The sequence below is a fragment of the Dactylosporangium sp. NPDC005555 genome, assembly GCF_040605635.1.
GTDB lineage: Bacteria > Actinomycetota > Actinomycetes > Mycobacteriales > Micromonosporaceae > Dactylosporangium.
The window spans coordinates 1-20,838 of the sequence record NZ_JBEXDG010000103.1; the positions used below are offsets into that span (position 1 = coordinate 1).

Below are 20,838 nucleotides of genomic sequence, written 5' to 3' on the forward strand. Positions count from 1 at the left end.
CCGAGGGGCCAAACCCTCATCTTTCACGCAGCGCCGCCTCCAGAGAACCGTCCACATAGGACTCTATCGACGTTCGTGGCACACCTGAGCTGGGAGGATTTGACCTGTCGAGGGGTCCTTGTCCATCCCGCCCCGGGGGCATCTGCATGGTGAATCGTGCCGGGCCGCGTCCGAAGATTGTGGTGAGTGCGGACGGGCACGGCGTGGTCAGCCACGTCGACGCCCGACTCCTGGCAGACGTCGCCGAGGTGACCGGTCTGACCGCTGCGTGCAGCGACACCCTCGCCGAGTTGCGGCAATGTCGTGGCGGCCACGACCCCAGCCGGATCGCGGTCGATCCGGCGGTCATGCTCACCGACGGCGGTGAAGCGATCGCGGACCTTGCAGTATTGCGTGACCAGGTGGCGTTGTTCGGTCCGGTCGCTTCCGACCCGACCTGCTCGCCGACGACGAGGTTGAGGAAGTCCTGTTGCAACCTGTTGGCAAATACCGGAGACTGGCAACAGAAGAGTTCTGCCTGGTGCGGCCCTTGGAGTGGTCGCGGCGCCGTGGCGGACTCTTCGTCAACGCCATGGCTGCGCAAGGTGCGGCCGGGCGCGGCGGCGCCCAGCGCGATGGTCCTCAACCTGAACTGGGCGCCGCCACCTTCGACGATTGTGCCCTGGGCCCATCGAGCCTGGTGCGGCTCGGTCAGGGCTGTTGCGCGACACACGCCTGACAGCGGCCGAACAATGCCATTCCCGCGGTGCTGACCTCGAAGTCGACGGCGCCCTGCGCCGCGGTCACGGCGGGCGCGACGGTGTCGGCGGGGATCTCGGCGTGCATGCCGCACGTTTCGCAGACGGCGTGGATGTGCGGGCGTTCGTTGAGGCCGTACAGGGCCTCGCCCGGGCGTTGCAGGACGTGGGCGACGCCGAGGCCGACCAGGAACGCGATGGTCCGGTGCACGGTGGACAGGTTGACCTCGGGCCGGATCGCCGCGATGGCGTGATGGATCGCGCCGATGGACAGGTGCCCGGACGCGCCGGTGAGGACGTCGATCACCATGACCCTGGCCATGGTGCGGCGGGCACCCGCGGCGACCATCCGGTGCCAGGCGCGGGTGGCGCGATCGGTCGGGGCGGCGGCGTCCATGGGTGTTCCAACCTGGCGGACGCCCGCCGGGCAGGCGTCCGCCAGGTGTCCCGTCAGGTCGGCGGGTTCGTCAGGGCGCGTTCGACGAGCAGGTTGAGCTCGCGGACGAGTTCCTCCATGCTCTGACCCGTCTGAGTCCGTACGAGCCCGAGCGCGAGTTCCGCGAGCAGGTAGAACGCGCTCGCCTTCTCGGTCTCGCTGGTGAACGTGCCGAGCAGCGCCTCGGCGCCGGCGAGGTCACCGCGGTGTGTTGCGGCGATGACCCCGGCGGCGCGTTGGACGATCTCCGCGCTGCGCGCCTGCGGCGCGTCGGTCACGCGGCGGTGGCGGCGGTGAACCGGGCCTGCACGTCGGCCCAGTTGACCAGGTCCCACAGCCGGTCGACGTAGTCGGGGCGGACGTTCTTGTACTGCAGGTAGTACGCGTGCTCCCAGGCGTCGAAGACCAGGATCGGGGTGGTGCCCTGCCCGACGTTGCCGTGGTGGTCGTACACCTGCTCCACGAGCAGCCGCTTCCCGAGCGGCTCCCACGCCAGGACACCCCAGCCAGAGCCCTGAACACCCTTCGTCGCGGTGGACAGCTGCCCGGCGAACCCCTCGAACGAGCCGAAGTGCTCGGTGATCGCGGCGGCGAGCTCACCGTCCGGGCGGTCGCCGCCATCCGGGGACAGGTTGTTCCAGAAGATCGAGTGCAGGACGTGCCCGGACAGGTTGAACGCCAGGGTCTTCTCCAGCCCGACCAGAGCGGAGAAGTCGCCCTTTTCCCGCAGTTCGGCGAGCTGGTCGAGGGCGTCGTTGGAGCCCTTCACGTATGCGGCGTGGTGCTTGCTGTGGTGCAGTTCCAGGATCTGCCCGGACATCGCCGGCTCCAGAGCGCCGTAGTCGTAGGGCATGTCGGGCAGCGTGTAGACAGCCATTCGCGATCCTCTCGGGATTATGCCATGAGGTTGCTCCTGCCATTATCTTGCAATAAGAACCGCGGAAGGGTGGAACCGGCTAGGTGACAAAGGCCCCAGAAGATCGTGTTTCGGTCGCGCTGGACACGATGCGCAGCCGCGGCGGACGGGCCACCGGACCACGATGCGCCGTGCTGACCGCCCTGGCGACGGCGATCCACCTGAGCGCGGCCGAGGTCGGTGAGCACCTGGCAGCGGCCGGCCCCCGCGACGCCGCCTTGCGAGACCGCGTTCGACCAGGCGGTCGCCGACGCCGCGCCGACGCTCGCGCTGCTCACCGCACCCGCACCCGCACTCGTCATCGCCGAGCTGATGGTGGCTTCCTCTCACCGCCGGCAGGGCATCGCCGCCCAACTGCTGTCGACGTACATCGCGGACGCCCCCGCGGCGTGGCTGGTCACGCACCGCGACGGCGGTGCTCCTGCCTTCTACCAGCGCCAGGGTTGGCGGCAGGAGGCGGCGTTCACCTCAGCTGGGGTGCCGATGCTGCTGTACACCTGGGCCCCGCGGGCCGAGCAGGAGCGCGCCGCGGAGGACGGCTGACGGGTCGGCGGCGAGGTCGAGCCGGTCGGGTGCCACGCCGGCCCGGACCAGCAGGTCACCCGCGGCGGCGATCATCGCGCCGTTGTCGGTGCACAATCTCGGCCCCGGTACCCGCAGGGTGATACCCACAGCCGCGCACCGCTGCCCCGTGAAATCACGGACGCGGCTGTTCGCGGCGACCCCGCCGACCATCAGTGACGTGTCCGCGCCGCGGCCTCAACGTCGTTGGGCGTCTGCAGGAAGTCGATCCAGAACGCCAGCATCGCATCGGCGGCCTCCCCGGGCTGACGCTCACCCACCATCCTCAGCGACGCGCACACCGGCGTCCAGCGACCTGACCCGACATCCACGAAGAGCGACACCCACCTGCCCCTCAGCTACGGGCGCGGAGGCGGCGGAGCATGCGGGGGTCTTCGAAGCCGGCGGCGCGGGCGGCGGATTCGACGGTGGCGCCGTGGCCGATGAGGTGTTCGGCGCGTTCCAGGCGCAGGAGCTGCTGGTAGCGCAGGGGGGTCAGGCCGGTGGCGGTGCCGAAGAGGCGGGTCAGGGTGCGGGAGCTGACGCCTGCGGCCACGGCCAGGTCGCGCAGGGGCAGGCGGTCGGCGAAGCGGGCGTCGATGAGGTCCTGGACGCGGTGGACGACGTCGGACAGGTGGGCCCGGTGGCGGAGCATGGCGCTGTCCTGCGGGTCATCGCCGTTGCGGCGGGCGTAGACGACCATTTCGCGGGCGATCTGGGCGGCGATGCCGGGGCCGTGGCGGGTGGCGACGAGGTGCAGGGCCAGGTCGATGCCGCTGGCGATGCCCGCGGAGGTGACGATGCGGTCGTCGATGACGAAGAGGACGTCCTTGAGGACCTTTGCCCGTTTGTACCGCGAAGCCAGCCGGTCCTGCAGCAGATGATGCGTGGTGCACCTGCGGCCGTCGAGGAGTCCGGCCTGGCCGAGCGCGTCGGCGCCGGAGCAGACGCTGGCGCAGGTGCCGCCCGCGGCGTGGTGGCCTGCGAGCCACTCGCGGGCGGCACCGCTGAGCCGGCCGTTCGTGGGGTATCCGTGGCTGCGCCACCCGGGCACCACGATGAGGTCGGACGGGTCCAGGGGCAGCAGGCCGGTGGTCCGGCGGACCGGGAGGCCCTGGGCGGAGGGGACGTCGTCCTGCTCGGCCGCGTAGTGCAGTGCGTAGTCCAGGCCGAGGTCGCGGGCCGTGGAGAAGACCTGCGCGGGACCCGCGAGGTCGAGCAGGTGCAGCTGCGGGACCAGCAGGAAGACGACCCTCATCGGCCCGACGGTCCCGGCACTGGAGCGAGACACAGGAAGACGACCCTCATCGGCCCGACGGTCCCGGCACTGGAGCGAGACACAGGAAGACGACCCTCATCAGCCGATGAGCTCCTTCACCGTCGCGATCGTCGCGAAGCGGCCGGCGAGTGCGTACTCGGTGCGGGCGATGACGTCGTCGGTCGAGAGGGTGCGCGGGCTGGCGAGGATCTCGTCGTACGGCAGGTGCCGCTCGTCGCGGTGCGGGATCGGGAACGTGGCGGTGGCCTCGGTGACGAACGTGACGTCGTAGCCGAGGTCGCCGGCGACGCGGGTGGTCGTCTCGCAGCACAGCTCGGTCTGGATGCCGGTGACGATCAGGTGGCGGATGCCCTCGGTGGTGAGCAGCTGCTGCAGGCCGGTGGTGGTGAAGCTGTTCGCGGAGGTCTTGGTGATCACGGGCTCGTCCGGCAGCGGCGAAAGTCCCTCGAGAGGGCGGACGTGGCCGTTGCGCGGGTCGAAGACGTTGTCGGCCTCGTGATGCAGGATCCACACGATCAGGTCACCGCGGGCGCGGGCGAAGTCGATCAACGGGTTGACCGTCGCGACGATGTCGGGGTTGGAGACGGCGGCCCAGCTGGGGCGCTGGCGGAAGGACTCCTGGATGTCGATGACGAGCAACGCGCTTCTCATACCGACGATCCTGCGCCTCCCGGACCGTCCGTGACAGGCACCGTCGCGCCCGGGACCGGACGGATCTGGTCACGGGGAAGGTCACCGGCAGGGTCACCGCCAAGGCCACGAGGCGACATGCGCCGGCTCACCCAGTACAACACCAGCAGCAGCAGGGCGAGGGCGAGGAGCGCGGACCCGAGGATGTTGACGCCCGCGCGGGCGAGCAGGACGCCGATCGCGGTCGGGACGAGTGCGCCGCCGAGGCCTGCGCCGGCGATCTGCAGGCCGATCGCCCGGTCGGCGTGCGCGGCCCCGACACGGTCCGCGGTGGTGAGCGTGAGCAACGGGAAGACGGGCGCGGCGGCGAAGCCGATGATGGCGAGGCCCGCGACGGCGAGCCAGCCGGGGCCGGGCAGCGCGACCAGGAACGCCCCAGCGGCCATGCCGATCATGCAGGCGGTGATGACGCGGTGCACGCCGAGCCGGTCGGCGACGGCGCCCTGCACGACGCGGCCGAGGAAGAGCATCGCCCAGTAGCCGGAGACGCACACGCCGGCGACCGCGTCGCTGACCCCGCGGCCCTCGGTGAGCAGCAGGAAGGCCCAGAGTCCGGCGCCGGCCTCGACGGCGACGTAGACCCCGAACGCGACCACCTGCAACCAGACCACGGGCAGCCTGAGGGTGTCCCTTCCGCGTTGCGGTGTCCCGTGTACGGGCACCGGCGCCTTCCCCCAGCTGCGGGCCTTGAGCACGAAGGACAGTGCGAGGCACAGCTGGGCGGAGGCGACGAGGGCGTACCCGAGCCGCCACGGTGACCCGGCGCTGATCGCCGAGGTCATGATGAGCGGACCGATCGCGACGCCGAGCCCGAAGCAGGCGTGCAGCCAGTTCATGTGGCGGGCGTTGAAGTTCGCGGCGGCGTAGGCGTTGAGCCCGGCGTCGATCGCGCCGCCGCCGAGCCCACCGAGCAGCGCGCACGGCACGACGAACCAGAAGCTGGGGGCGAGCGCGTAGCCGGCGAGGGCGAGGCTGGCCGCGGCGGTGCTGCCGGCGAGGAGCCAGCCGACGCCGATCCGGCCGAGCAGGAACCCGGCGGCAACGCTGGACGTGAGGTAGCCGGTGGTCGCGGCGACGAGCAGGTAGCCGACCGACTCGGTCGACACGTCGAAGGTGCCGGCCATGAACGGCCAGCCGACGCCGAGGAGGCCGTCGGGGAGGCCGAGGCTGATGAACGCGAAGTAGGCCAGCACGAGCAGCGACGTTCTCACACGAAGATCGTACGGGTTTCACTATACGGGAACATGCTCCCAATATTAGAGACAGAAATATTAGGGTCTGGGACATGGCCAACAACGTCTACACCCATGGACATCACGAGTCGGTCCTGCGCTCCCACCGCTGGCGCACCGCCGGGAACTCCGCCGCCTATCTGCTGCCGGTGCTGCGACCGGGCATGACCCTGCTGGACGTGGGGGCCGGACCCGGCACCATCACCGCCGACCTGGCCGCCGTCGTCGCACCCGGCGAGGTCACCGCCCTGGAGGCGACCGCCGAGGCCCTGGAGGTCACGAAGGCCGGGGTGGCGGGCGTCGCGTACGTCGTCGGCGACGTCCACGCGCTCGACTTCCCCGACGACAGCTTCGACGTCGTGCACGCCCACCAGGTGCTGCAGCACGTCGCCGACCCCGTGCAGGCGCTGCGCGAGATGCGCCGCGTGTGCAGGCCCGGCGGCTATGTGGCGGCCCGCGACAGCGACTACGCGGCGTTCACCTGGTTCCCGCGGCTGCCGGAGCTGGACGAGTGGCTGGCGCTGTACCAGCGGATGGCCCGCGCCAACGGCGGCGAACCCGACGCGGGGCGGCGGATGCTGTCCTGGGCGCGCGCGGCCGGCTTCACCGACGTGACGGCGACCTCCAGCACCTGGTGCTTCGCCGACGACGAGGACCGGGCCTGGTGGGGCGGCATGTGGGCGGACCGGGTCCGCGCTTCGGCGATGGCGACCCAGGCCCTCGCGAGCGGCGTGACGCAAGAGGACCTGGGGCGGCTGTCCGACGGCTGGCGGGCCTGGGCGGCGTCCCCCGACGGCTGGCTGTCCATCCTGCACGGCGAGATCCTGGCCCGCCCGTAAGCTTCACGGGTGGAGAAGCCGCTCGTCACCGTGTGCCGCGACTGCTGCTGCGGGTCGCCGCGCAAGCATCCGGACGTCGACCATGCCGGGCAGGTGGCCCGGCTCCGGTCGGCGCTCGGCACGGCGGGGGTGCGGGTCAGCGGGTGCCTCGACGCGTGCGAGCGCTCCAACATCGTCGTCGTGCACCCGACCCCGGCCGCGCGGCGGGCCGGGGCCCGGCCGGTGTGGCTCGGCTATCTGCTCGACGAGGCCGTCATCGGCGACCTGACCGCGTGGGTCGAGGCCGGCGGCCCGGGCGTCGCTCCCCTGCCGCCGATCCTCGAGCTGTACCTCACGAAAGCGGGTAGCGACGTGGGGTGAACACGACCGGGGCGCCGTCGCCGCGGTCGACCAGCCGGGTCTGCGACGAGCCGAAGATGAGCAGCGTCCGCATGTCCACTTCGGACGGATCCAGGTCGGCGAGGCGCACCACCCGCACCCGCTCCCCCGGCCCGCCGACGTCACGCCCGACGACCACCGGCGTGTCCGGGGAGCGGTGCCGCAGCAGCACCTCGCGGGCCGCCTCGACCTGCCAGGTGCGGCTCTTCGACCCCGGGTTGTAGACGGCGATGACGAGGTCGGCGCCGGCCGCGGCCTCGAGGCGGGCCGCGATCACGTCCCATGGTTTGAGCCTGTCCGACAGCGACAGCACACAGAAGTCGTGGCCCAGTGGCGCGCCCGCCCGGCTGGCGACCGCCTGCGCGGCGGTCAGCCCGGGCAGCACGCGGACCGGTACGTCCTTCCAGCGCGGTTCGGCGGCGACCTCCAGTACCGCGGCCGCCATCGCGAACACGCCCGGATCGCCGGACGACACGACGGCGACGCGACGGCCCTCCTTGGCGAGGGACAGCGCGAACTCGGCCCGCTCCGACTCCACCTTGTTGTCCGACGCGTGCCGGCGCTGCCGCGGGTTGGCCGGAATCCGCGCCAGATATGGGGCGTAGCCGACGAGGTCCTCGGCGGCCTCGACCGCGGCGAGCGCCTCGGGGGTGAGCCAGTCCCGCCCGGCGGGGCCGAGCCCGACGACGACGACCTCACCGGCGGCGACGGCCGGGGGCGCGGCCCGCAGCGCCGACGCGGTGTCCTCGTGGACCCGGCTCGGCAGCAGAGCCAGGGAGAAGTACGGCACGTCGGCGGGGTCCACAGTGGACAACGGGGCGACGCGCTCACGATCGGTGGTGGCGCGCTCGACGTACCAGGCGTCGTCGAGCCGCCCGGCGCGTTCCAGGGCCTCGCGAACGGCGCCGAACGTGCGGCCGAGCTTCATGACGGCGGCCGAGTCGGTCGCGGCGAGCCGCTCGGCGAGCACGTCCGCGGGCAGCGTCCCGGGCAGCACGGTGAGGATCTCGTCGCGTTCGACGAGCGGCCGGCCGATGACCGCGGACGCGCCCGCGACGGACGTGACACCCGGCACGACCTCCGTGGGATAGACGTGCGCGAGCCGCTTATGCATGTGCATGTATGAGCCGTAGAAGAACGGGTCGCCCTCGCAGAGCACGGCCACGTCCCGGCCGGCGTCGAGGTGCGCGGCGAGCCGGGCCGCCCACGCGTCGTAGTGCTCCTCGATGAGCGCCCGGTAGTCGCCGACCTCCTCGGTGGTGACCGGGTAGACGAGGGCCTCCTCGATCTGCCCTTCCCGCAGGTACGGCACGGCGATCGACCTGGCGATGCTGCGCCCGTGGCGGGCGCTGTGGAACGCGACGACCGGCGCGGCGGTGACGATCCGGGCCGCCTTCACCGTCACGAGCTCCGGGTCCCCGGGTCCGAGTCCCACACCATAGAGCCGACCGCTGTCCACTGTGGTCATTCCTTCTCGTCCGCGATGGCGTTGACGGCGGCGGCCGTCATCGCGCTGCCGCCCCGGCGGCCGTGCACGACCAGGTGCGGCAGGTCGGTGGCGGCGAGCGCCGCCTTCGACTCGGCCGCGCCGATGAAGCCGACGGGGATGCCCAGCACCGCCGCGGGCCGGGGCGCGCCGGCCGCGATCAGTTCGAGGAGCCGGAACAGGGCCGTGGGCGCGTTGCCGACGGCGACGACGGCGCCGTCGAGGCGGTCGCCCCACAGGTCGAGGGCGGCGGCGCTGCGGGTGGTGCCGAGCCGCGCGGCGAGGCCGGGGACGCGCGGGTCGCGCAGCGTGCACAGGACCTCGTTGTCGCGGGGCAGCCGGGCGCGGGTGACGCCGGAGGCGACCATCTCGGCGTCGCAGAGGATGGGGGCACCGTCACGGAGTGCGGCGCGCGCGAGTCGCACCACGTCGCCGCCGTGCCCCACGTCGGCGGGCAGGTCGACCATCCCGCACGCGTGGATCATGCGGACGGTGACCTGGGCGACGTCGGCGGGCAGCCCGGACAGATCGGCCTCGGCGCGGATCGTCGCGAACGACCGCCGGTAGATCTCGGCGCCGTCCTTGACGTAGTCGAAGCTGGTCACGACGTCACCTCCGCTGCGCTCCGGCGCCGCCGTGCCCCAATACTGCAACCACGGTGACCAGCCACTCCGCTACGCTCCGGGCCGGTCACGACGTCACCTCCGCTACGCTCCGGCGCCGCCGTGCCCCAATACTGCAACCACGGTGACCAGCCACTCCGCTACGCTCCGGGCCGGTCACGACACCACCCGGTAGCCGTCGGCGGTCGCGAGCATCTCCACGTGCCTTCCCTTCGGTGCGCCGCAGCGCCGTTCGCAGCCGATCCAGTGCACCGGCAACGCGTGGTCGAGGCCGCCCGCGACGGCCGCGCGGGCGTCGGCCCGCACGTCGGCGAGGGCCTTGGCGCACCCCGGCCGGCCCGCGCACGCGGTGACCCCGGCCCACGGTGAGGCCGGGTCGGTGACCAGCCCGGCCGCCGTCAGCAGGGCCTCGACCGCTCCAGCTTCATCGACCGGCACGTCGGGCACGACGACGGTCCGCCACGGCGTGACGATGATCTCTCCCGGCGAGGCCGCGACGAGTGCCGCCGACTGCTCCTGCGTCAGCAGCCCGAGTGGTACGACCACCGTCAGCGCGACCGGTCCCCCGGCCTGCGGTGTCCGTCCGACGGCTGGCCCGGCGCCGCCGTCACGGCGGCCGATGCCGGTGTCGACGGTGGCGGCCAGCCGGGCCGCGACCCGGGCCGGGCCGTCGGTCAGCTCCGCCAGGCGCCACGCGGTGCCGCCCTGCGAAGCGCGTTCCGCCAGGAACGCCCGGGCCGCCGCAAGCAACAGCTCAGCGGGATCGTCCCAGCCCCCTGCCACGGTCGGACCGGCTGGATCGCCGCAGGTCCGGGGCGTCGTCAGGCCGGCCGGGAAGCCGCAGGTCCGGGCCGTGGTGGGGGCGCCGGCGAGGAGGAGGCGGTCGCCGTGCAGGCCGACGTCGCCGCCGAGCGGGGACACGTCGCCGCGGCCGTCGTCGAGTGTCGCCAGGAACCGGCCCGGCAGCGCGGCGAGGGACGGGTCGGCGCACAGCCCGGCGTCGAACGCGGCCACCACCGGCCGCACGTCCACGAGACCGGCGCCGTCGCGGCCGCTGAGCGGGCTGGCGATGATGTTCCGCACCCGCTCGTGGGTGTCCGACGGCAGGAGCCCCGCCTGCGACAGCCGCGCGGCCAGCTCCAGCTCCGCGCCCGGCCGCAGCGCCCTGACCTGCACGTTCCCCCGGGAGGTGAGCTCCAGCGCGGGGTCGCCGAGGTCGGCGGCGGCGGCCCGGAGCACGGCCAGACCCTCGGCGGGCAGCCGCCCGCCGGGCAGCCGGACGCGGGCCAGGCCACCGTCGGCCGCCGCGTGGACCTGCACGGCGCCGGGGCACCGGTCCGGGGCGTCGCGTCCACTGGCAGCCTGCACGCGCCGGATACTACTGCGCAGGGCTTCGCTTGACTCAAGTCTGCGCCGACCGGCAGAGTTGGCGGTGCTGCAACGGCGACGTGTGGAGGAAGCCGGTGAGATTCCGGCGCGGTCCCGCCACTGTGACCGGGGAGCGAGTTTCCGACGGAGGCCACTGGGCGCGAGCCTGGGAAGGCGCGGGGACGAGCGCCGATCCGGGAGCCAGGAGACTCTCCGCCGCCGGACCTTTCCCGACCGACTTGGGGCGCGGACCCCGAGGGAGGACCCCGGCGTGATCCTGCTGTTGTCGACGTCCGACACCGACCTGCTCAGTGCCCGCGCGAGCGGCGCGGACTTCCGGCTGGCCAACCCGTCCCGCACCGCGGTGGAGGACCTGCCCGCCCTGGCCGAGGGCGCGGACCTGGTCGTCGTGCGGTTCCTGGGCGGCTACCGGGACTGGCAGGAGGGCTTCGACACGCTGCTGCGGCTGCCGCCGTCACGCCCTTCCGGCAGCTCCCGGCTGCCGGTGGTCCTGCTCGGCGGCGAGGCGCTGCCCGACGCGGAGCTGATGCGGCACTCCACCGTGCCCGCCGGCGTCGCGGCGCAGGCGCACGCCTACTTCACCGAGGGCGGCCCGGCCAACCTCGCCGAGCTGCACCACTTCCTCTCCGACACCGTCCTGCTGACCGGCCACGGCTTCGCCCCGCCGGCGACCACGCCCACCTGGGGACCCCTCCAACGGGAGTCGACGGCGGACGGACCGACGGTCGGGATCATCTACTACCGGGCGCATCACCTCGCCGGCAACACCGCGTTCGTGGAGACGCTGTGCGAGGCGGTCGAGGACGCCGGCGGGCGGGCGCTGCCCGTGTTCGCCTCGTCGCTGCGGGCCGCCCCGGCGGAGCTGCTCGACACGCTGCGGCAGGCCGACGCGCTGATCGTCACCGTCCTCGCCGCGGGCGGCACCCGCCCCGCGGACGCGCAGGCGGGCGGCCAGGAGGAGGCGTGGGACGTCGGCGCCCTCGCCGCGCTCGACGTGCCGATCCTGCAGGGACTGTGCCTGACCAGCTCCCGCGACGCCTGGGACTCCAGCGACGACGGGCTGTCGCCGCTCGACACGGCCACGCAGGTCGCGATCCCCGAGTTCGACGGGCGGATCATCACGGTGCCGTTCTCGTTCAAGGAGATCGACGCCGACGGGCTCACCGTCTACGTCGCCGACCGGGAGCGGGCCGGGCGCGTCGCCGGGATCGCCGTCGGCCACGCCCGGCTCCGGCACCTCCCCGCGGCCGACCGGAAGATCGTGCTGATGCTCAGCGCGTATCCGACGAAGCACGCCCGGATCGGCAACGCCGTCGGCCTCGACACGCCCGCGAGCGTGGTCCGGCTCCTCGACGCGATGCACGCCCAGGGGTATGCCGGCGCGGACGGGTTCCCGAAGGACGGCGACGCGCTGATGCACACGCTCATCGCCGCCGGTGGGCAGGACGTCAACTGGCTCACCGAGGACCAGCTGCGCGGCAACCCCATCCGCATCTCCGCCGACAGGTACCGGACCTGGTTCCAGACGCTGCCGGACGCCCTGCGCGAGGAGATGGAGCGGCACTGGGGCCCGGCGCCCGGCGAGCTGTTCGTCGACACGTCCCGCGACCCCGGCGGCGAGATCGTCCTCGCCGCGCTGCGTGAGCGCAACGTCGTGGTCATGGTGCAGCCGCCGCGCGGCTTCGGCGAGAACCCCGTGGCGATCTACCACGACCCGGACCTGCCGCCGAGCCACCATTACCTGGCCGCCTACCGGTGGCTCGCCGACGAGTTCGGCGCCCACGCCGTCGTGCACGTCGGCAAGCACGGCAACCTCGAATGGCTGCCCGGCAAGACCGTCGGCATGTCCGCGTCCTGCGGCGCCGACGCGGCCCTGGGCAACCTGCCGCTGATCTACCCGTTCCTGGTCAACGACCCGGGTGAGGGCACCCAGGCGAAGCGCCGCGCGCACGCCACCCTGGTCGACCACCTGATCCCGCCGATGGCGCGCGCCGAGTCGTACGGTGACATCGCCCGCCTCGAGCAGCTCCTCGACGAGCACTCGACGATCGCCGCGCTCGACCCGGCGAAGCTGCCCGCGATCCGCGGCCAGATCTGGACGCTGCTGCAGGCCGCCCGGCTCGACCACGACCTCGGCCTGGCCGACCGGCCCGGCGACGACGGCTTCGACGAGCTGATCCTGCACATCGACGGGTGGCTGTGTGAGATCAAGGACGTGCAGATCCGTGACGGCCTGCACGTCCTCGGTGTGGCGCCGTCCGGTGAGGCGCGCGTCGACCTGGTCCTGGCGATGCTGCGGGCCCGGCAGCTGTGGGGCGGCGCCGTCGCGCTTCCCGGCCTGCGTGAGGCCCTCGGGCTGTCGGAGGGTTCCACCGCACGGGTCACGGTCGACGAGGCCGAGGCGCAGGCCCGCGCCCTGGTCGCGGAGATGGAGTCACGGGGCTGGCCCACTACCGACATCTCCGACATTTCCGATTCGGCGGATGTGGTACGGGTGCTGGAGTTCGCCGCACGGGAGATCGTGCCCCGGCTGGCCCGCACCACCGACGAGCTGACGATGGTCCTGCACGCCCTGGACGGCGGGTATGTGCCGGCCGGGCCGAGCGGGTCGCCGCTGCGCGGCCTGATCAACGTGCTGCCGACCGGCCGCAACTTCTACTCCGTCGACCCGAAGGCGATCCCGAGCCGCCTCGCGTGGGAGACCGGGCAGGCGATGGCCGACTCGCTGCTCGCCCGTTACCGGGCCGACCACGGCGAATGGCCCCGCTCCGTCGGCCTGTCGATGTGGGGCACGAGCGCGATGCGCACCGCCGGCGACGACATCGCCGAAGCGCTCGCCCTCCTGGGCGTCCGGCCCGTCTGGGACGACGCGTCGCGCCGGGTGGTCAGCCTCGCGCCCGTCGACCTCGCCGAGCTCGGCCGTCCGCGCATCGACGTCACGATGCGGATCAGCGGCTTCTTCCGCGACGCGTTCCCGCACGTCGTGGCACTGCTGGACGACGCGGTGCAGCTGGTGGCGGGCCTTCCGGAGTCCCCCGACGACAACTACGTGCGCGCCCACGTCGCTCTTGACGTGGCCGCGCACGGCGACGAGCGCCGGGCCACGCTGCGGGTCTTCGGCTCCAAGCCGGGCGCCTACGGTGCGGGCATCCTGCCGCTCATCGACAGCCGTAACTGGCGCGACGACGCCGACCTCGCCGAGGTGTACGCCGTCTGGGGCGGCTACGCGTACGGCCGCGACCTCGACGGCCTGCCCGCCCGGGGCGACATGGAGGGCGCGTACAAGCGGATCAGCGTCGCGGTGAAGAACACCGACACCCGCGAGCACGACATCGCCGACTCCGACGACTACTTCCAGTACCACGGCGGCATGATCGCGACCGTCCGGGCGCTGACGGGTCGCGCTCCCGCCGCGTACGTCGGCGACAGCACCAACCCGGACGCCGTGCGGACCCGCACGCTCAGCGAGGAGACCGCCCGCGTCTTCCGCGCCCGCGTCGTCAACCCGCGCTGGCTCGCCGCCATGCGCCGGCACGGCTACAAGGGCGCCTTCGAGCTCGCCGCCACCGTCGACTACCTGTTCGGCTTCGACGCCACCGCCGGCGTCGTCGCCGACTGGATGTACGAGAAGCTCGCCGAGTCCTACGTCTTCGACCCCGAGAACCGCAAGTTCCTCGACGAGTCCAACCCGTGGGCCCTGCACGGCATCACCGAACGCCTCCTCGAGGCCGCCGACCGCAACCTCTGGGAGCACCCCGAGCAGTCCACCCTCGACGCCCTCCGCCAGGTGTACCTGGAAACCGAGGGTGACCTGGAAGACGGCAAGTAGACGAGGCGTTCGGATTCTCGACAGTTTGCCGACCCGCCCGGGGGCACGCCGGACAGGATGAGACGGGAACGAACGACCCGGCTGCTCAGCGAGACACAGGATGGCACAGGAACGAACGACCCGACTGACACGGCTGCTCAGCGAGACACAGGATGGGACGCATGGAGCAACCCGACTGGCACGGCCCGCTCACCGAGGCGTACGAGCAGGCGACCCGCTTCCTGACCGGCCTGCCGGACCGGCCGGTCGGCAGCACCGCGAGCGTCGAGACCCTGCGGGCGGCGCTCGGCGGGCCGCTGCCGGCCGAGGGCACCGACGCGCGGGAGGTCGTCGCCCGGCTCGCCGCGGCCGCCGAGGACGGGATCGTCGCGTCGCCGAGCGGCAGGTTCTTCGGGTTCGTCATCGGCGGGGCGACGCCGGCCGCGCTCGCCGCCGACTGGCTCACCGCCACCTGGGACCAGAACGCGGGACTGTACGCCGCCGGTCCCGCCGCGGCGGTCGTCGAGGAGGTCGCCGGCGGCTGGCTCCGTGACCTGTTCGGCCTGCCGGCGCACACCTCGGTCGGCTTCGTGACGGGTGCGCAGATGAGCCATGTGACGGCGCTCGCCGCGGCCCGGCACGAGGTGCTGCGCCGGGTCGGCTGGGACGTCGAGACCGGTGGCCTGCACGGGGCGCCACGCATCGCCGTGCTCGCCGGGGCCGACCGGCACTCGACGATCGACCGGGCACTGCGGTTCCTCGGCATCGGCACTGCGGCGCTGGTCCCGGTGGACGTCGACGACCAGGGCCGGATGCGGCCGGACGCGCTGCGCGAAACCCTCGCCGGCGTGGACGGGCCGGTCATCGTCTGCGCCCAGCTCGGCAACGTCAACACCGGCGCCTGCGACCCGGTCGGCGAGATCTGCGACGTCGCGCACGCGGCCGGCGCCTGGGTCCACGTCGACGGCGCGTTCGGGCTGTGGGCCGCCGCCAGCGCAGCGCACCGCCATCTCGTCGCGGGCGCCGGGCGCGCCGACTCGTGGACGACCGACGCGCACAAGTGGCTCAACGTCCCGTACGACTCCGGCCTGGTCTTCTGCGCGCACCCCGACGCGCACCGGGCGGCGATGGGGGTCCGCGCGGCCTATCTCGTGCACGCCGGCGGCGACGAGCGCGACGCCATGGACCACAATCCGGAGTTCTCCCGCCGGGCGCGGGGTTTCGCCGTGTACGCGGCGCTGCGCGCCCTCGGCCGCGACGGTGTCGAGGCGCTCATCGACCGCACGTGCGCACTGGCCGCGCGCTTCGCCGGCCGGATGGGCGACGCCGTGCTCAACGAGGTCGTCCTCAACCAGGTCCTGGTCGGCCTGGGCCCGGACACCCCGGCGATCATCGACCGGGTCCGCGCCGATGGCACCTGCTGGGTCAGCGGCACCACCTGGCAGGGCCGGCCGGCGATGCGGTTCTCCGTCAGCAACCACACCACCGACGCCGCCGACATCGACCGCTCAGCCGACGTGATCCTCCGGCTGGCCGGCCGCTGAGGCGCGGCGGAACCTGCCGGGCGCGGCGCCCTGCCGGCGTTTGAACGCGGCGGCGAACGCGAACTCCGACGTGTAGCCGACGTCCGCGGCGACAGCGCTCAGCGGCGCGTCGGACTCCCGCAGCAGCCGCGCGGCGACGGTCATCCGCCACCACGTCAGGTAGGTCAGCGGCGGCTGCCCGAGCAGCCCGGTGAACCGCCGGGCGAACGGCGTCCTGGACAGCCCCGCCTCGGCGGCGAGGCTGCCGACGGTCCACGGCCGCGCCGGGTCGCGGTGCATGGCCTGCAGGGCCGCGGCGACCGGCGCGTCGTTGAGCGCCGCCGCCCAGCCGGTCGCCCCGCGGGCCGGCTGCCGCCGCACCTGCTGCTCGATCCAGGCCCGCAGGATGTGCAGCAGCAGCGTGTCGAGCAGCGCCGGGACGATCGCGTCCGTGCCGAGCCGGGGGCGCTCCAGCTCGCCGGCCAGGAGGTCCACGGTCGCGCGCAGCTCCGGGTGCCGGCCGAGGTGCGCGGGCAGGTGGATGAGCTCGGGCAGGTCGTGCAGCAGCGGATGCGCGCGGCCGGCGTCGAGCCGGTATCCACCGCAGAGGGTGACCGTGTCCGGGGCGTCCCCCTGGAACGCGACGCGTCGCAGCGCCCCGGGATCGTCAGGGTCGCAGGCGGGCGCCGGAGGTGTCGACGGGCTGTCCGCGAGGGTGTGGCCGCGGCCGTGCGGCCGGAGCACCACGTCACCGACGGCGAGCGCGACGGGCTCCGCGTCCGGCCGGACGAGCCAGCACGGGCCCTTCAGGATCACCTGGAAGCCCGCGGAGCCCGGCACGGCCGCGAACGCCTGCGCCCAGGGCGCGCGCCACCCGACGAGCGCCGAGCGCGGCTGCCCGGTCCGCATCACGGCGATCACGTCGCTGAGCACGTCCACGGCGCCGATCGTACCGGCGCGGGACGATCACGTATGAATACGGGCGTTCCAAGCATGGTTCGTCCTCCTGAGGCGCCATACGGTCGACGGGTGAGAGCCATGCGAATCCACAGCCACGGCGACCCGTCGGTCATCCGCGCCGAGGACGTCCCCCGCCCCGCCCCCGGCCCGGGCGAGGTCCTGATCCGGGTCGCCGCGACCTCCTTCAACCCGTCGGACGCCGGCCTGCGCGCCGGGCTCCTGCGCTCGGTCTTCGCGATCGACCTGCCGTGGACGCTCGGCGGCGAGGTCGCCGGCACGGTCGTCTCGACCGGCGCCGGTGTGTCCGCCTTCGCCGCCGGTGACGCGGTCATCGGCCGGGTCGACACCGGTGGTACCGCGGCCGAATACGTCACCGCGGCGGCGTCCACGCTCGTCGCCGCGCCCACGACGGTCCCCCTCGCCCACGCGGCCGCCGTCCCGATCGCCGGCCTCACCGCCTGGCAGGCCGTCTTCGACCACGCACGCCTCACCCCCGGCCGGCGGGTGCTGGTCAACGGCGCGGGCGGCGGCGTCGGCGGGTTCGCCGTCCAGCTCGCCAGGCACGCCGGCGCCCACGTCATCGCCACCGCCGGCCCGCGCAGCGCCGCCACGGTCCGCCGCCTCGGCGCGGACGAGCTCATCGACTACACGACGACGCCGCTCGCCCTGACCGAGCCCGTCGACGCCGTCCTCAACCTCGTCGCCACCGGCTCGTCCGCCGCGACGCTCCTGCCCCTGATCCGCCCCGGCGGCGTGCTGGTGTCCGCCACGGTCCCCTTCGAGACCCCGCCCGGATCACCGGTGCCGGCCGTGCACTTCGTCGCCCGCAACGACACGGCCCAGCTCGCCGCCCTGGTCAAGCTCATCGACGCCGGCACCGTCCAGCTCGACATCTCCGCCACCCGCCCCCTCACCGACCTGCCGGCAGTCCACCGCGACGCCGAGGCCGGCCGTACCCGCGGCAAGATCGTCCTCGTCCCGTAGAAAGGATCGATGACGGTCATGGACGATCCCGGCGCGGTCGCGGCGGTGCTGCGGGGTGGCGCGCCGGACGGGCATCCGGTGGAGGAAGGGCTCGGCGCCGGTGCTCGGGGAGGCCGCGTGGCGGGTCGCGGAGCAGCTGCTGGCGGTCGGCGGGAGCCCGCAGACGCGGCCGTGGGAGCTGGGGCTCGCCGTCAGCCGCAGCGACGCCTGGTTCCTGCACGACCGGCCGTGAAGGACGGTTCAAGGGCGGGGCAGTGAGGTGGGCCACGAACGTTGTCGGGTGGCATACATCCGGGATTCAACGGCGCGGCGGGGCGAATACGTTCATCGGTGTCACCACGACGAACCCCCGGGCCGCTCCGGCTCCGCCACATACGAAGGAATCGAATCCCCATGAAGCGTCTGCTGATCGCGTCCGCCGTTGCCGGCGCCACCCTGCTGCTGACCGCCGCGTGCGGCGGCGACGACAAGAAGGCGGAGCCGGCCGCCGCCGCGAGTGCCACCCCCGCCGCCGCGAGCGGGAGCGCCGCCCCCGCGGCGAGCGCGAAGCCCTCGGGCAGCGCGAAGGCGCCGGCCGGGAAGGGGCTGCAGTTCCAGACGGTCGCGAAGCTCACCGGTGACCTGTTCGTGAAGGACCCGCTGTGCCCGGTCGGGTCGTGGGACGACAACTCCACCGGCGTGGACGCGAAGTACCGGTCCGCGGTCGCCAACTTCAAGCAGTTCGACTGCTACAAGAAGAAGGGCGACTTCCTGCCGTCGCGCGGGCAGCAGTCCATCTTCGTGGAGTTCAAGTCGGCCAACGCGGCGAAGGCGTACGCGGAGGACCAGGCGGTGCTGTACCCGACCCTGATCGTCGGCAACACGGTCGTCGTGGCCGGCACCGGGCTGGAGAGCACCGACATGAAGGCCTACCTGACGGCCGTGAACGAGACCGCGGGTGGCACCGGCCAGATCCTCGATAAGTAGTGAATCCCCAGGCCATCCGCTTAATTCAGGTCGCGTATTGACGAAGTCACCGGGGCGGGAATAGCCTCCGATGGATCTGTAAGGCAACTTCACAGATCCGATCCTCCGACGTCACCCACCGGCGGCGGAGGACGGCTCCCGCCCGCCCCGGACCCACCCCCCGACACGGGTCCTGTGCGGGCGTCCCCGCCCAGAAGGGACCCCCGTGACCCGCATCTCCAGACGCAGGATCGGTCTCGCCATCGGCGCGACCGTCCTCGCCGTCACCGGCACCACCGTGGTCGCCATGACCACCGCAGCGGCCGCCGCCACCGGCCAGATCACCGGCTACGGCGGCAAGTGCGTCGACGTGGCCGCCGCCAGCTCCGCCAACGGCACCCAGGTTCAGCTGTACACCTGCAACGGCAGCGGCGCCCAGCAGTGGACGGTCGGCGACGACGGCACGATCCGCGCCCTCGGCAAATGCCTCGACGTCAACGCCGCCGGCACCGCCAACGGTACGAAGATCCAGATCTGGGACTGCAACGGGTCGGCCGCTCAGCAGTGGTCGAAGCAGAGCGACGGCACGCTGCGCTCGCTCGGCAAGTGCCTGGACGCGACCGGCCCCAGCTCCGCCGACGGCACCAAGCTCCAGCTGTGGGACTGCTTCGCGAGCGCCAACCAGCAGTGGACGCTCCCGGGAGGCACCACGAACCCGACGACCCACCCTCCCACGAGCACCCCGCCGAACAACCCGAACAACCCGGACCTGGGTCCGAACGTGTCGGTGTTCGACCCGTCGATGTCGCAGGCCACCATTCAGAACCGGTTGAACACGGTGTTCAACCAGCAGGTGACGAACCAGTTCGGCAACGCGAGGTTCGCGTTGCTGTTCAAGCCCGGCACGTACAACGTGAACGCCAACGTCGGGTTCTTCACCCAGGTCGCCGGCCTCGGGATCAGCCCCGACTCGGTCGTCATCAACGGCGCCGTGCACGCCGAGGCCGACTGGTGGCCGGACGGGTCGCAGAACGCGACCCAGAACTTCTGGCGCTCCGCGGAGAACCTGTCCGTCACCCCGACCGGCGGCCTGGACCGGTGGGCCGTCTCCCAGGCCGCCCCGTACCGGCGGATGCACGTCCGCGGGAACCTCGCCCTGTCCGACGGCGGCTGGTCCTCCGGCGGCTGGATCTCCGACAGCAAGATCGACGGCCAGATCCAGTCCGGCAGCCAGCAGCAGTGGATCACCCGCAACTCGCAGATCGGCAGCTGGTCCGGCTCGAACTGGAACCAGGTCTTCGTCGGCACCAGCGGCGCCCCCGGCAACACCTTCCCCAACCCGCCGTACACGACCGTCGGCAGCACCCCGGTCGTGCGGGAGAAGCCGTTCCTGTACGTCGACAACACCGGCGCCTACCAGGTGTTCGTCCCGTCGCTGCGGACCAACTCCGCCGGCAACAGCTGGTCGTCCGGGTCCACCGCCGGGTCGAGCCTGCCGATCAGCCAGTTCTACATCGTCAAGGCCGGCGCCACCGCCGCCACCATCAACGCCGCCCTCGCCGCCGGCCAGAACCTGCTCTTCACCCCCGGCGTGTACAACGTCAACGACACCATCCGGATCACCCGCGCGAACACCGTCGTGCTCGGCCTCGGCCTGGCCACCATCGTGCCGCAGAACGGCGTCACCGCGATGACCGTCGCCGACGTCGACGGGGTGAAGGTCGGCGGGATCCTCTTCGACGCCGGCACCACCAACTCCCAGGTCCTCATGGAGGTCGGCCCGAACGGCTCCACCGCCGACCACTCGGCGAACCCGACGTCACTGCACGACGTGTTCTTCCGCGTCGGCGGCGCCATCGCCGGCAAGGCGACCGTCAGCCTGCGGGTCAACAGCAACAACGTCATCGGCGACCACATGTGGATCTGGCGCGCCGACCACGGCAACGGCGGCACGGTGGGCTGGAACATCAACACCGGCGCCAACGGGCTCGTCGTCAACGGCAACAACGTCACCATGTACGGCCTCTTCGTCGAGCACTACCAGCAGTACCA

20 protein-coding genes, 2 pseudogenes and 1 riboswitch are annotated in these 20,838 nt (G+C 72.8%); of the genes and pseudogenes, 10 read left to right on the forward strand and 12 right to left on the reverse strand.

Going from position 1 to position 20,838, the window contains the following annotated elements:
* Nucleotides 1-146: 146 nt before the first annotated feature.
* Nucleotides 147-437, forward strand: a pseudogene (locus ABZS58_RS49050) (IS1380 family transposase); the annotation flags it as partial.
* A gap of 253 nt (nucleotides 438-690) precedes the next feature.
* Here the strand turns inward: ABZS58_RS49050 and ABZS58_RS49055 are convergent.
* Genes ABZS58_RS49055 through ABZS58_RS49065 form a run of 3 tightly spaced genes read right to left on the reverse strand, consistent with a single transcriptional unit; the run spans nucleotide 691 to nucleotide 2,050 of the window.
* Complete coding sequence (locus tag ABZS58_RS49055) at nucleotides 691-1,134, reverse strand: transcriptional repressor (RefSeq protein WP_354791518.1); 444 nt, start codon at nucleotides 1,132-1,134, stop codon at nucleotides 691-693.
* 53 nt (nucleotides 1,135-1,187) lie between these two features.
* Nucleotides 1,188-1,451 (reverse strand): superoxide dismutase, encoded by a 264-nt coding sequence (locus ABZS58_RS49060; protein WP_354791519.1) that lies wholly within the window; start codon nucleotides 1,449-1,451, stop codon nucleotides 1,188-1,190.
* The gene (locus tag ABZS58_RS49065) at nucleotides 1,448-2,050 is read right to left on the reverse strand and encodes a superoxide dismutase (RefSeq protein ID WP_354791520.1); all 603 of its coding nucleotides are present in this window, start codon (nucleotides 2,048-2,050) and stop codon (nucleotides 1,448-1,450) included. The genes ABZS58_RS49060 and ABZS58_RS49065 overlap by 4 nt, the downstream gene beginning before the upstream one ends.
* 219 nt (nucleotides 2,051-2,269) lie before the next feature.
* On the opposite strand from ABZS58_RS49065, the gene ABZS58_RS49070 reads away from it, so the two are divergent.
* A complete protein-coding gene (locus ABZS58_RS49070; RefSeq protein WP_354791522.1) occupies nucleotides 2,270-2,632 on the forward strand; it encodes a GNAT family N-acetyltransferase in 363 nt (120 codons plus the stop codon).
* On the opposite strand, the pseudogene ABZS58_RS49075 reads toward ABZS58_RS49070, so the two are convergent.
* The 5 genes and pseudogenes from ABZS58_RS49075 to ABZS58_RS49095 all read right to left on the reverse strand — a co-directional run.
* Nucleotides 2,558-2,833: pseudogene (locus ABZS58_RS49075) on the reverse strand (hypothetical protein); the annotation flags it as partial. The gene ABZS58_RS49070 and the pseudogene ABZS58_RS49075 overlap by 75 nt on opposite strands.
* Complete coding sequence (locus ABZS58_RS49080; protein ID WP_354791524.1) at nucleotides 2,824-2,994, reverse strand: hypothetical protein; 171 nt, start codon at nucleotides 2,992-2,994, stop codon at nucleotides 2,824-2,826. The gene ABZS58_RS49080 and the pseudogene ABZS58_RS49075, both read right to left, overlap by 10 nt.
* An 11-nt stretch (nucleotides 2,995-3,005) precedes the next feature.
* Nucleotides 3,006-3,908, reverse strand: a complete 903-nt coding sequence (locus ABZS58_RS49085; RefSeq protein WP_354791525.1) for a DJ-1/PfpI family protein — start codon at nucleotides 3,906-3,908, stop codon at nucleotides 3,006-3,008.
* A gap of 99 nt (nucleotides 3,909-4,007) precedes the next feature.
* Complete coding sequence (locus tag ABZS58_RS49090) at nucleotides 4,008-4,580, reverse strand: isochorismatase family protein (protein ID WP_354791527.1); 573 nt, start codon at nucleotides 4,578-4,580, stop codon at nucleotides 4,008-4,010.
* Entirely contained in the window at nucleotides 4,577-5,830 is a 1,254-nt protein-coding gene (locus tag ABZS58_RS49095) for an MFS transporter (RefSeq protein WP_354791528.1), read from the reverse strand. The genes ABZS58_RS49090 and ABZS58_RS49095 overlap by 4 nt, the downstream gene beginning before the upstream one ends.
* Before the next feature lie 74 nt (nucleotides 5,831-5,904).
* Here ABZS58_RS49095 and ABZS58_RS49100 point away from each other — a divergent pair, with 74 nt between their 5' ends.
* Nucleotides 5,905-6,690 carry a methyltransferase domain-containing protein gene (locus ABZS58_RS49100; RefSeq protein WP_354791529.1) on the forward strand — a complete coding sequence of 262 codons (786 nt, stop codon included), beginning with the start codon at nucleotides 5,905-5,907 and terminating at the stop codon, nucleotides 6,688-6,690.
* A gap of 9 nt (nucleotides 6,691-6,699) precedes the next feature.
* Complete coding sequence (locus ABZS58_RS49105; protein ID WP_354791531.1) at nucleotides 6,700-7,050, forward strand: hypothetical protein; 351 nt, start codon at nucleotides 6,700-6,702, stop codon at nucleotides 7,048-7,050.
* Here the strand turns inward: ABZS58_RS49105 and ABZS58_RS49110 are convergent.
* From ABZS58_RS49110 to ABZS58_RS49120, 3 genes are all read right to left on the reverse strand, one after another.
* Nucleotides 7,022-8,536 carry a precorrin-2 C(20)-methyltransferase gene (locus ABZS58_RS49110; protein WP_354791533.1) on the reverse strand — a complete coding sequence of 505 codons (1,515 nt, stop codon included), beginning with the start codon at nucleotides 8,534-8,536 and terminating at the stop codon, nucleotides 7,022-7,024. The two genes, ABZS58_RS49105 and ABZS58_RS49110, sit on opposite strands and share 29 nt — an antisense overlap.
* Nucleotides 8,533-9,159 (reverse strand): precorrin-8X methylmutase, encoded by a 627-nt coding sequence (locus ABZS58_RS49115; protein ID WP_354791534.1) that lies wholly within the window; start codon nucleotides 9,157-9,159, stop codon nucleotides 8,533-8,535. The genes ABZS58_RS49110 and ABZS58_RS49115 overlap by 4 nt, the downstream gene beginning before the upstream one ends.
* Nucleotides 9,160-9,333: 174 nt before the next feature.
* Nucleotides 9,334-10,545 carry a precorrin-3B synthase gene (locus ABZS58_RS49120; RefSeq protein ID WP_354791536.1) on the reverse strand — a complete coding sequence of 404 codons (1,212 nt, stop codon included), beginning with the start codon at nucleotides 10,543-10,545 and terminating at the stop codon, nucleotides 9,334-9,336.
* Nucleotides 10,546-10,590: 45 nt separating this feature from the next.
* Nucleotides 10,591-10,778: riboswitch (cobalamin riboswitch) on the forward strand.
* Between the two features lie 38 nt (nucleotides 10,779-10,816).
* On the opposite strand from ABZS58_RS49120, the gene cobN reads away from it, so the two are divergent.
* Both cobN and ABZS58_RS49130 read left to right on the forward strand, forming a co-directional pair.
* Entirely contained in the window at nucleotides 10,817-14,395 is a 3,579-nt protein-coding gene (gene cobN / locus ABZS58_RS49125) for a cobaltochelatase subunit CobN (protein ID WP_354791537.1), read from the forward strand.
* A 161-nt stretch (nucleotides 14,396-14,556) separates the two neighbouring features.
* On the forward strand, nucleotides 14,557-15,918 hold the full coding sequence (locus tag ABZS58_RS49130; RefSeq protein ID WP_354791539.1) for an aminotransferase class V-fold PLP-dependent enzyme: 1,362 nt from the start codon (nucleotides 14,557-14,559) through the stop codon (nucleotides 15,916-15,918).
* Here the strand turns inward: ABZS58_RS49130 and ABZS58_RS49135 are convergent.
* On the reverse strand, nucleotides 15,883-16,836 hold the full coding sequence (locus ABZS58_RS49135) for an AraC family transcriptional regulator (protein WP_354791541.1): 954 nt from the start codon (nucleotides 16,834-16,836) through the stop codon (nucleotides 15,883-15,885). The genes ABZS58_RS49130 and ABZS58_RS49135 overlap by 36 nt on opposite strands.
* Nucleotides 16,837-16,935: 99 nt before the next feature.
* Here ABZS58_RS49135 and ABZS58_RS49140 point away from each other — a divergent pair, with 99 nt between their 5' ends.
* From ABZS58_RS49140 to ABZS58_RS49155, 4 genes are all read left to right on the forward strand, one after another.
* Nucleotides 16,936-17,841 carry an NADP-dependent oxidoreductase gene (locus tag ABZS58_RS49140; RefSeq protein WP_354791548.1) on the forward strand — a complete coding sequence of 302 codons (906 nt, stop codon included), beginning with the start codon at nucleotides 16,936-16,938 and terminating at the stop codon, nucleotides 17,839-17,841.
* A 55-nt stretch (nucleotides 17,842-17,896) separates the two neighbouring features.
* A complete protein-coding gene (locus ABZS58_RS49145) occupies nucleotides 17,897-18,073 on the forward strand; it encodes a hypothetical protein (RefSeq protein ID WP_354791542.1) in 177 nt (58 codons plus the stop codon).
* 161 nt (nucleotides 18,074-18,234) lie between these two features.
* On the forward strand, nucleotides 18,235-18,807 hold the full coding sequence (locus ABZS58_RS49150; protein ID WP_354791544.1) for a hypothetical protein: 573 nt from the start codon (nucleotides 18,235-18,237) through the stop codon (nucleotides 18,805-18,807).
* Between the two features lie 205 nt (nucleotides 18,808-19,012).
* Nucleotides 19,013-20,838: ricin-type beta-trefoil lectin domain protein (locus ABZS58_RS49155; protein ID WP_354791546.1), on the forward strand; the 1,826-nt coding region annotated here is incomplete at its 3' end.